At 69.1% G+C, this 10,805-nt stretch carries 5 protein-coding genes and 2 pseudogenes; 4 read left to right on the forward strand and 3 right to left on the reverse strand.

Translation table 11 applies throughout. The annotated features are described in order from the left end of the window. Positions 1-188: 188 nt before the first annotated feature. Positions 189-767 carry a GNAT family N-acetyltransferase gene (locus ACFYP5_RS36805; protein WP_389044041.1) on the reverse strand — a complete coding sequence of 193 codons (579 nt, stop codon included), beginning with the start codon at positions 765-767 and terminating at the stop codon, positions 189-191. A 1,387-nt stretch (positions 768-2,154) separates the two neighbouring features. Here ACFYP5_RS36805 and ACFYP5_RS36810 point away from each other — a divergent pair. The 3 genes and pseudogenes from ACFYP5_RS36810 to ACFYP5_RS36820 all read left to right on the forward strand — a co-directional run bounded on the left by ACFYP5_RS36810 (position 2,155) and on the right by ACFYP5_RS36820 (position 7,166). Beyond that, complete coding sequence (locus tag ACFYP5_RS36810; protein WP_389044043.1) at positions 2,155-3,693, forward strand: glycoside hydrolase family 43 protein; 1,539 nt, start codon at positions 2,155-2,157, stop codon at positions 3,691-3,693. A 440-nt stretch (positions 3,694-4,133) separates the two neighbouring features. Next, positions 4,134-5,775 (forward strand): annotated as a pseudogene (locus ACFYP5_RS36815) (FtsK/SpoIIIE domain-containing protein); the annotation flags it as partial. Between the two features lie 506 nt (positions 5,776-6,281). After that, positions 6,282-7,166 (forward strand): LLM class F420-dependent oxidoreductase, encoded by an 885-nt coding sequence (locus ACFYP5_RS36820; protein ID WP_389044046.1) that lies wholly within the window; start codon positions 6,282-6,284, stop codon positions 7,164-7,166. Positions 7,167-7,169: 3 nt separating this feature from the next. Here the strand turns inward: ACFYP5_RS36820 and ACFYP5_RS36825 are convergent, their stop codons facing one another. Then, positions 7,170-8,495 carry an MFS transporter gene (locus ACFYP5_RS36825; RefSeq protein WP_389044049.1) on the reverse strand — a complete coding sequence of 442 codons (1,326 nt, stop codon included), beginning with the start codon at positions 8,493-8,495 and terminating at the stop codon, positions 7,170-7,172. A 379-nt stretch (positions 8,496-8,874) separates the two neighbouring features. Beyond that, positions 8,875-9,078 (reverse strand): annotated as a pseudogene (locus tag ACFYP5_RS36830) (class I SAM-dependent methyltransferase); the annotation flags it as partial. A gap of 580 nt (positions 9,079-9,658) precedes the next feature. On the opposite strand from ACFYP5_RS36830, the gene ACFYP5_RS36835 reads away from it, so the two are divergent. Continuing rightward, positions 9,659-10,657 carry a glycoside hydrolase family 11 protein gene (locus ACFYP5_RS36835; RefSeq protein ID WP_389044051.1) on the forward strand — a complete coding sequence of 333 codons (999 nt, stop codon included), beginning with the start codon at positions 9,659-9,661 and terminating at the stop codon, positions 10,655-10,657. The last annotated feature ends 148 nt before the right edge of the window (positions 10,658-10,805 follow it).

The raw sequence follows: 10,805 nt of genomic DNA on the forward strand, positions 1-10,805 counted from the left end.
CGACCTCCTGACGTCCCGAGGATCGCCAGGGAACGGCGGCACCGCCGCCGTCGCTGCTGCTGTCCTCGGATGCCATGTACCTCAGCCTCAAAGGACGGTATGTGGTTCTTTGTCTGGTTCGTCGTTGTGTGTGGATGGCGCACCGTGATCAGCGGGGTTAGCCGATACCTGGTGCCGAGCGACGGAACTCAGTGGGCGGGAACCGGCTCGGACGACGGCTGCCACTCCCGCCTGATCAGCCCGTAGACCCACGAGTCAGAGACCTCGCCGTTGACGACGCAGTCTTCCCGCAACGTCCCTTCACGCATGAAGCCCAGCTTCTCCAGGACGCGGGCAGAAGCCACGTTGCGCGTATCGGTCTCAGCTTGGACGCGATTTAGGTCGAGCGTGTCGAACGCCCACCGCAGCAGAGCGCGCGCAGCCTCGGTCGCGTAGCCGTGGCCCCACGCCGCATCGTCGAAGCAGTAGCCGAGCGACGCGCTGCGGTAGTCCGGATTCCACCTGTTCAGGCTGCACCAGCCGATGAATGCCCCGTCGGAGACACGATCTACGGCCAGCCGCGCCCCGGTGCCCTCCTGTGCCATCTGCCGGCAAGCCGCGATGAACCCCTCGGCGCGCACGCTTTCGCTCCACGGGGGCGCGTCCCAGTAGCGCAGCACGTGGGCGCTGCTGTGCAGTGCGAAGAGGTTGTTCGCATCCGCGTCTTCGAAGGCACGCAGTCGAAGGCGAGCGGTGTGCAACGAGGGAGTGGGCAGCGGCGTCCTCATGTTCCCCCCTGATCGGTGACCGATCAATCAGACATCCGATGCGGGACACTCGCAACGGGTTTTCTCGGCAAGCCGGCAGGACGACGTGTCCGCTCATCGGCACGACCGGGCGCCCCCAGAGGGCGGCACCTGAGGTGATCCCGGTATGGCCTTTCGATTGCGCTGAGCAGGCTGGTTGCGGCCCGCGAGAGGGGCTACGGCCGCGGCAGGGTGGACAGCCCCTGCTCGGTCTCGGCCCGGATCCACCCCCTATCACTCGCGCAGAGCAAAATCCGATGCAGACCATCACCTTGAACTCAGGTCGCGCTTCGCCGGCTGGTCCGGCGCGGCGTCGTCGTGATCCCCAAGTCAGCGCGCTCTGAACGCATGGCGGAGAACATCCACGTCTTCGACTTCGTACTCGCCGACGACCAAGTGGCGTCCATCGCCCCTGGACAACGGCGGCTCACCGTTCTTCGAGCACCGCGACGCTCCCGTCGTCGGCCCGCTCGGCAAGCGGCGCCTGGACAACCGACCTGTCGGACGCGTAGGCGCCCGCGCGAGCCCCGCAGCAACGTCCCGAAATAGGCGTCGACCCGCGGGTGGCCTCGCCATCGAAGCGCTTCGATCTTGCGTGAGGACTGACGATGGATCACCGCATCGGCAAGGAATCAGGCACAGAATCAGGCACGACATTCGGATCTTGGTCAGGCCTTATTCAGGAAGCCATCACGGACCGTTGACATCCAGCTGGCCCGTATGCCAGTTTCGAAGCGCTTCAACGACCCCGGTCGTGCGGTCCACTTCGGCTCTGCCGCGCCCGGTCGCCACGAGCCGTCGCCGACCGCCGCACGCGTAGGGGGTTTTCCCGCTGTGAGTTCCGCCTCCGTGCCTGCCGACCTCCCCGCGGACCGACTTTCGTTTCGCGACCCCGGCCGACCCCTCACGGACCGCCTCAAGGTCCTCCTGTCCCGGCCGGTGCCGGCCGAGCGGATCGAGATGCTGCGCCAAGAGGCCGCAACCGTCCACCGGTTGGGCGTCGGCGCCTGCCACACGGGCGCCGAGGTCCTGCACGCAACGGCCTGGCCGAACGAAGCAGCCGGTGCACCTCCCCGGACGGCACCGTCACGATCTCGACCGCCGTGGCAGACGCCGGCAGCGGCCCCGGTACGGAGAGCGTCCAGCTGTACCTCGCGGCCCGCCCCGCGCACCGGTCACCCTTGCACCTGGACCACGGCCACTCGAAAGCCGGCGACCCACCGAGCAGGCGTCCACCAGCGGCACCTGGTGCTCGCCTGCGAACTCCCGCCCGCAGCCCTCAGCTTCACGGCCTGACAGCCGTCCATCGGACTTCATCATCCCGCGCGGGAAGTTCCGCGCGGCCCGACCACACACATCAGGGACGGACATGGCGTTCTTCGACAATCCCGTGATAGCCGGCTTCAGTCCGGACCCGAGCATCTGCCGGGCCGGTGACGACTACTACGTGGCGACGTCCAGCTTCGAGTACGTACCCGGCGTACCGCTGTGGCACAGCCGTGACCTGGTGCACTGGCGGTTGATCGGGCACGTCCTGGACCGGTCCTCGCAGCTGGAGCTGCCCGACACGGCCCCGTCCTCCACAGGGGTGTACGCGCCCACCCTGCGGTACCACGACGGCCGGTTCTGGCTGATCACGACCGTGGTGGCCGGGGCCGGCAACGTCCTGGTGACCGCGGAAGACCCCGCGGGGCCATGGTCGGACCCGGTGCCGGTCGACGTACCGGGCATCGACCCCGACCTCGCCTGGGACGACGAGGGAAACTGCTGGTGCGTGTTCTCGTCGGACGGCATCCGCGGGGTGCGGATCGAGCCGAAGACCGGCGAACTGCTGGGCGAGCCGGTGGCGATGTGGTCGGGAAGCGGGCTGCAGTATCCCGAGGGCCCGCACCTGTACCGCGTCGGCGACTGGTGGTACCTGCTGCTGTCGGAAGGCGGAACGGAACGCGGGCACGCCCTGTCGGTCGCCCGGGCCCGCACACTGCCGGGGCCGTTCGAACCACACCCGGCCAATCCCGTGCTGTCCCACCGCAGTACCGGCCACCCGGTGCAGAACACCGGCCACGGCGATCTGGTCCAGGCGCACGACGGCACATGGTGGATGGTGCTGCTGGGCACCAGGCCCCGCGGTGACACACCCATGTATCACGGTCTGGGCAGGGAGACGTTCCTCGTCCCGGTGCGGTGGGAGGACGAGTGGCCGCTGCCCGGACCACTGGAGCTGCGCGCCCCGGCTCCGGCGCTGCCGCCGCATCCCTGGCCGCACGAACCACATCGGGACGACTTCGACTCCACCACGCTCGCACCCTGCTGGGTGTCGCTCAGACGGCACGACCCGACCGCCGTCCGCCTCGACGAGCGGCCGGGCCACCTGGTGCTGCACGCCCGCGCGGACAGCCTCGACAAGCCCGGCGCGCTCTTCGTAGGGAGGCGCCAGCGGGACCCCGACTGCAGCGCGCGCACGCTGGTCGACGTCGCCGAAGGCGGTCGGGGCGGGCTCGCGGTACGGCTGGACGAGGCACACCACTACCAGCTGGAGACGGGTGACGGCACGGTCCGCGCGGTCGCCAGGATCGGCCCGCTGTGCCACACCATCGCCGAACAGCCCGCGCCGTCCGGTCCGGTGACCCTGCGGATCGACGTCACCACCACCGATGTACTGCCACCCACCGTCACGGTCCGCGGCACGGACCCGGAGGCCGCTGTCCCGCCCGGCCTCCGCGTCGGCGGCCCCGACACCCTCCGTCTGGGGTACGAGACGGCCGACGGTGATTTCGAGATCCTCGCCGAACTCGACGGCCGTTACCTCAGCACCGAGGTCGCCGGGGGCTTCACCGGCCGTGTCATCGGCATGTACGCCACACACGGCAGTGCGGCCTTCGACTGGTTCGAGTTGCGGCCGGCCTGACGGGCGCTCCCCCGCCGCGGCCCGGTCCCCTCCATGGCGGACCGGGTCGCAGTGGGGACAGCCGGACGATTGCCGAGGGTGCGAACCCGGCATGGTGCGCGGATCCAAAGAGGTCCACCGGCTCGCCAACACCGGTCTGAACTACGGAGTTCACCTCCTCGTCTCCGCCCGGCGGTGGAGCGACTTCGGCACGAGTCTGCTCGGCCTGCTCGGGACCCGTGTCGAACTCGCCCTGGACGACCCGTCAGAGTCCCAGATCGACGCGACTCTCTCCGCGAGGCTCGGGGTCGGCTGGGCCCTGTCGCGCAGTCGGCGCTTCCGCGCGGCGGTGCCTCACCTGGAGGAGGTCAACAGTTCCGTGGAGGCTCGGCGGGCTCTGGCCGAGACGACCCAGCGGATGTGGGAACGCTGGCTCGGCGTGCAGCCGGACGCGACGCCCCCCTCCCCGCACCGACATTCCGTTCACGGATCTGCTCGCCATCGGCGACGCCGAGCAGCTCGACGTGGCCCGCACCTGGCGGCAGCGCCCGTCGCAGGAGCGGCTGCGGGCGCCGATCGGGGTCGGCGAGGACGGCCGACCCATTGTGCTCAACCTCAAGGCGGCCGCTCATGGCGGGATGGGGCCACACGGCCTGTGCATCGGCGCCACCGGCTCCGGCAAGTCGGAACTACTGCGCACGCTGGTCCTCGGCCTCGCCGTCACGCACTCGTCGGAAACGCTCAATCTCGTCCTGGCCGACTTCAAGGGCGGTGCCACCTTCGCCGGCATGTCGGACCGGCCGCACGTATCGGCGGTCATCACCAACCTCGAGGACGACCTGACCCTCCTGGACCGCATGAGGGACGCGATCGGCGGCGAGCTCCTCCGCCGCCAGGGACTGCTGCGCATGGCGGGCAACTACCCCAACGTCTCCCAGTACGAGAAGGCGCGTACGGCGGGCGCCCCTATCGACCCCCTTCCCTCGCTGCTCATCGTGCTCGACGAGTTCTCCGAGCTCCTGACCGCCAGGCCGGATTTCATCGAGATCCTGGTTCAGATCGGCCGTATCGGCCGCTCACTCGGCGTGCACCTGCTGCTGGCCTCACAGCGCCTGGAGGAGGGCAAGCTCCGCGGCCTGGACACATACCTCTCCTACCGGATCGGCCTGCGGACCTTTTCCGCCAGCGAGTCCCGGAGGGCCATCGGCGTACCTGATGCCTACCACCTGCCCCCGGTCCCGGGCTCCGGCTATCTCACTTACGGCACCGACGAGATGACCCGCTTCCGGGCCGCATACGTCTCGGCCCCCTATGCGCCGGAGGATGCTTCGTCCACCGCGGACGACAACGTTCTCGCTGACAGTCTGCTGGACGTGCTGGTCAGACGAATCACGGGCCAAGGGCCACCCGTGCACCAGGTCTGGCTGCCCCCGCTCGATGTGCCGGCCACCCTCGGCGACCTGCTGCCGGAACTGGCGACCACGCCGGAGCGCGGGCTGCATCCTCCGGCGTACGGGGGACTCGGCGGGCTCCGGGTGCCGGCCGGTCTCGTAGACTGCCCCGACCAGCAGCGCCGCGATCTGATGTACCTCGATTTCTCGGGTGCGGCCGGGCACGGCCTGGTCGTCGGCGCGCCCCAGACGGGCAAGTCGACGCTGTTGCGTACCGTCGTCTGCCCTCACCCACACGCCGTCCGAAGTCCAGTGCTACTGCCTGGACTTCGGTGGCGGGAACATGCAGGGGCGCGCGGCCGGAGAGTGGCCGGACCAGCAGTGGGGCGACGTCTTCCTGGTCATCGACGGCTGGTCGAGCTTCAAGCACGAGTACGAGTACGAGCAACTGGTGGAGGCCATTGCCGACCTCGGGGCACGCGGCCTCGCTTACGGCATCCATCTGGTGCTCGCAGCCAACCGCTACGCCGACGTCCGCCCAGCGCTGCGCGACTACTTCGGCACCCAGGTGGAGCTACGTCTCACCGACCCGATGGACTCGCAGTTCGAACGGAGGACGGCAGCGGATGTCCCGGTCGGCGCCCCGGGTCGTGGTCTGACCCACGACAAGTTCCACTTCTTGGCCGCCGTGCCGCGGGTCGGCAGCGGTACGAACCGGTCCTGCAGTACCTGCGGGAGCAAGGCGCGCACGGGCTCACACTCTCGGGCGACAAGTCCGAGGGAGCGATGATCGGTTCGGTGATTCCGTCTCGCCAGCCGCCCGGCCGCGCGATGCTCACAGGCCGGCGTATCAAGCCGCTGCAGGTCCAGCTGGCCTACCAGCCTCCCCACGCCGACCGATAGGAGTGCAGGATGCATTCCTCCGTTGCCGCAGATCACCTATGAGCTCACCAGGACACCGTCGTCATGGCGTAACCGGCGATGAGCCGTGCCCCGTTTCGGCTCGCCCGCCACCCCGACGGTGGGAAGCACCTTCAGCACGTACGGCTTCGGGCCGTGGTCGATGGCAGACCGAATCCATGACCTCACGGGAAGGAACACGCCGCCGCCCGGCGGAATACGGAGATCACCCCGCATGGTTTGGTACGACGGACGTCAAACTTCACTTCAGTCGACGGGCGTCACGCTTCGGTCGACCTCATGGCGGGAGATGGGCCCATGGGCTCCAGCGACAACAGCACGCAGGCGCAGGCAATCGGCCGTTACGGCCTGTGGAACACCGGGCTGCGCGATCCTGAGCCCTCCGGTGCAGCCGAACGTGCCGACACCGCAGCGGAATTGGAGGAGCTCGGCTACGGCGCCCTCTGGCTCGGCGGCAGCAGCGGCGTGGAACACGCGGTCCCGCTGATCGCAGCAACCCGGTCGATCACCGTTGCGACGGGGATCCTCAGCATCTGGCAGCACGAGCCGCAGGACACGGCCGAACAGTGGGCTGCCCTCGAGGCCGCCCACCCCGGCCGCTTCCTGCTGGGCCTGGGCGTCAGCCACGCGAAGCTCGCCGATCAGTACAAGCGCCCCTACGCGGCCATGACCGGCTACCTCGACGCGCTGGACGCCGCAGGGGTCCCGGCCGGCCGCCGGGTGCTGGCCGCGCTCGGCCCGAGAATGCTGGAGCTCTCCCGCGACCGTGCCGCGGGCGCCCACCCCTACCTGGTCACCCCCGAGCACACGGCGCAGGCACGAGAGACGCTCGGTGACGGGCCCTTGCTGGCCCCGGAGTTCACCGTGATCCTCGAAGCCGACCCGGACCGCGCGCGGGCGACCGCCCGCGGCTTGCTGGCTTTCTACCTGGAGCTCCCCAACTACACCAACAGCTGGCTCCGGCTCGGCTTCGCGGAGGACGACCTGGCCAACGGTGGCAGCAACCGCCTGGTCGACGCGTTGTTCGGCTGGGGCGACGAGCAACGGGTACGCGAGCGGATCGACGCCTTCCTCGACGCAGGCGCCGACCACGTCGCCGTACAGGTGCTGTCCACGGTTGAGGGCCGCGCGGGTCTGCCCCGGGAGGAGTGGCGGCGGCTGGCGGCGGCGCTGGACCTCTGAAGCTCAGCCGTCATCGACAGGGCAGTTGAGGACAGCGGGCCGGGCCCGGCCGGTATCCGGCAGCGCCCGCCCCAGGCGTGCGAGCGGGGACAAAGCCATCAGCACCGGGGACAGCATCATGCCGCAGGCCGTCACCAGGAAGCTGGTACGCAACCCCCACTCCCCCGCGAGTAGTCCTCCGAGCAGCGAGCCGAACGGGGTCAGGCCCATGCCGACAAAAGTGATCGTCGCGGCCACGCGGCCTTGCATCCCGTCCGGCGTGACGGCCTGCCGGACCGCCATGACCGTGACGTTCACCAACTGACCGAAGGCACCGAACAAGAAGTTGATGGCCACGAGCGCGGGAATCGTGACCGCGGTGGGGCCGTGGAGTACCGGTACGCAGAGCAGCGCGCCGTCGCCGAGTGCCGCCGCGGACACGAGCACCACGCCGTAACCGAACCGGCCGGGGAGACGGGCAGCGAGCAGCGAGCCCAGGAGTGCGCCCGGCCCCGTCGCTGCGAGCGCCAGCCCGACGGCGGTGCCCGACAGGTGCAATTCCCGCGGCAGGAAGAGCAGATAGACGGTCATCATGGCCGCGAAGGAGAACTGGAAGGCGGCCGAGGCGAGGCCCACGGTCCGCAGCAAGGTATGGCCGACGACAAATCGGAGGCCCTCATGGATCCGTCGCCAGACCCGAGGGTGACGTTCCGAGCGCTCCGGGAGCGATTCGCGGCGACGGATCCGCCGGATCGACAGGAAGGACAGCGCGAAGAACAGCGCGCTGGAGGCAGCCGCGATCGGCGCCGACAGCAGGGACACCAACGCGCCGCCGAGGGCGGGGCCGCCGATCTGGGCCGCTGACCGGCTGCCCTCGAGCGCGCTGTTGCCCTGCACCAGCTGATCGCGTCTCACCAGCCGTACGAGAGAAGCCTGGTAGGCCACATCGAAGAACACGGACAGGGCCCCGACGGCGAAGGCTGCCAGGAGCAGTGCCGGCAGGCCGATCCCACCGAGCAGGCCGGCCACCGCCGCCGCACCCAGTGCCAGGGCCCGGCCGAGGTCCGCCAGCACCATGACCGTGCGGGTCCGCCACCTGTCCACCCACGCGCCGACGAAGAGCGAGAGCAGCAGGATCGGCGCCTGCCCCGCTGCGCGGAGCGCGCCCAGCTGGTCGGCTTCGGCGTGGAGCGTCAGCACGGCGATCAGCGGAAGGACCACCAGGCTCCCGTGCTCGCCGAGTTGGGAGACCGCTTGGCCCGCCCAGAGCCTGCGGAAGTCGGCATCCCGCCACAGGCTCGGCAGATCGGATCGGCCGGAATCGGATACACGTGAGGAAGCGGCCGGCACAGAGACACCCCTTGGGCTGCCGAAGACGGGGCCCCGCCATGCGGCACACGGCAGGTGCGCCGAAGGTCCGGACGGGGGATGGCTCGCCGTGCCGCGCATCCAGTGCAGCACGCGATGACTGGCCGATCACGGCCTACGACGTCAACGCGCGCTCGGACGACCGGGCATGTCTCAGCTCCTCGTGGGGGTCACTCGCCGCCCGAACACTAGCCCTCGACGGCCTCGCGCGAAAGTCGATTTGAGGCCCGTGGCAGACGTCCGGGCCGCGCTCGCGGAACCAGCGCAGCACAGGCACCGCGTGCGGGAACGGCCCCTCCGCCCGCAATCCCTGTCAGGCGGGTCGACGGCTGTCGCAGCCGCCGCACGCGCAGCACGGCGGTCAGCATCGGGAGTGCGAACTCGCCGTCGGCGGTCTCCGGTCTGCTTGCAAGGAATGCGCGGATCCGCCCGAGCGTAGCGAGCGGCGCAGCTCGGTCAGCATCGCCGGGTCTGGCTCGACCGCGATGACGTCGGCACCCAGCGCGACCAGCGTGGCGGTGAGCTTGCCGGTTCCGGCGCCGAGGTCGATCATTCGCAGGCCCGGCGCGGGCTCAAGCGCTCACGGATTACAGGATTCCGAAAGTTTCGATAATCGCCCGAACAATCTTGCGAAGCCGTGAAGCCGCTCCGGCCGAAGCGGGACACCCTCTGTCGCCCCACAGATCTTCCATAAACGGGATTCGAAATGTTTCGACTTGTCTCTCCAGCTCATTGTTCGTATGTTTCGGTCAACTTTCGGAAACAAGAGTTATTGACTGTCCACCGACACCCGCCCATACTCTCCAGCGATCGGCAACTTTCCCGTAACGCAGACAACGTCCTTACGGTCCCGCCGGGTATGCCCGAGGACCGGAAAGCAGAGGTTGCAGTGGTGGTGAAAACCGAGCACATCCGCGCCTGCAGCGCCGTCGGCGTGGCCGGCGTGCTGTCGCATCGACAGGCTTGAAGCAGCTCCGATCCGAGTCACCGACCCAGCCCTTGCCGCGTGGCACGACGCCGAACACGCGGTCGCTGTCACGCCGGCTCCCCCGCTGTGGCCCGCTCACCGCAGCCACCTTCACAGCACCGGGTCGCATCACGCTGCCCGGCGTTCCCGCCCACCCTCGCCAGGAGGAATCACTTACATGAATGCTCCCGCTCATCCGAAGAGCCGCACACGCGGCCGCATCAGACTGCTCGTCGGCAGCCTCAGCACCTTCCTGCTTTTCGTGGCCGCGCTGGCCATGCCCAGCTCCGCCAGCGCCATCTCCTCGAACGAGACCGGCACCAACAACGGGTACTACTACTCGTTCTGGACCGACGGTGGCGGGTCGGTCAACATGAACCTGGGATCCGGCGGCAACTACAGCACCTCGTGGAGCAACAGCGGAAACTTCGTCGCCGGCAAGGGCTGGAGCACCGGCGGGCGCAGAGCAGTGAACTACTCGGGCAGCTTCAACCCGTCCGGAAACGCCTACCTGGCCCTCTACGGATGGACGACCAACCCCCTCGTGGAGTACTACGTCGTCGAAAACTGGGGCACCTACAGACCCGAGGGCACCTTCAAGGGAACCGTCACCAGCGATGGCGGAACGTATGACATCTACGAGACGACGCGCACCAACGCCCCCTCGATCGAGGGCACCAAGACATTCAAGCAGTACTGGAGTGTCCGACAGTCGAAGAAGACCGGTGGAACCATCACGACCGGCAACCACTTCGACGCGTGGGCCGGCAAGGGCATGAGCCTGGGCAGCTTCAACTACATGATCCTCGCCACCGAGGGCTATCAGAGCAGCGGCAACTCCAACATCACGGTCGGTGAGGGCGGTTCCTCCGGCGGCGGTTCCGGCGGGAGTTCCGGCGGGGGTTCCGGCGGCGGCTGCACCGCGACGCTCTCCGCAGGCGACAAGTACGGCGACCGCTACAACCTGAACGTCGCAGTCACCGGTTCCAGCAACTGGACCGTGACCATGAAGGTCCCCTCCCCCGAAAAGGTCCTCTCGACCTGGAACATCAGCGCCAACTACCCCGACAGCCAAACACTCGTCGCCAAACCGAACGGCAGCGGCAACAACTGGGGCGCAACCATCCAGACCAACGGGACGTGGACCTGGCCAACGGTTACCTGCAGCACAAGCTGACCCACCAGCACCCGAGAACACCCCACCTGTGGCGGGGGGGGGGGCCGCCCCCCCCCCCCCCCCCCCCCCGCCCGGGGGGGGGGCGGGCGCCGGGGGGGGGGGGGGGGGGGGGCGACCGGAAGGGGGGGGCCCCCGCCCCCCGCCGGAC

It is taken from the genome of Streptomyces sp. NPDC005262, assembly GCF_042872425.1.
GTDB lineage: Bacteria > Actinomycetota > Actinomycetes > Streptomycetales > Streptomycetaceae > Streptomyces.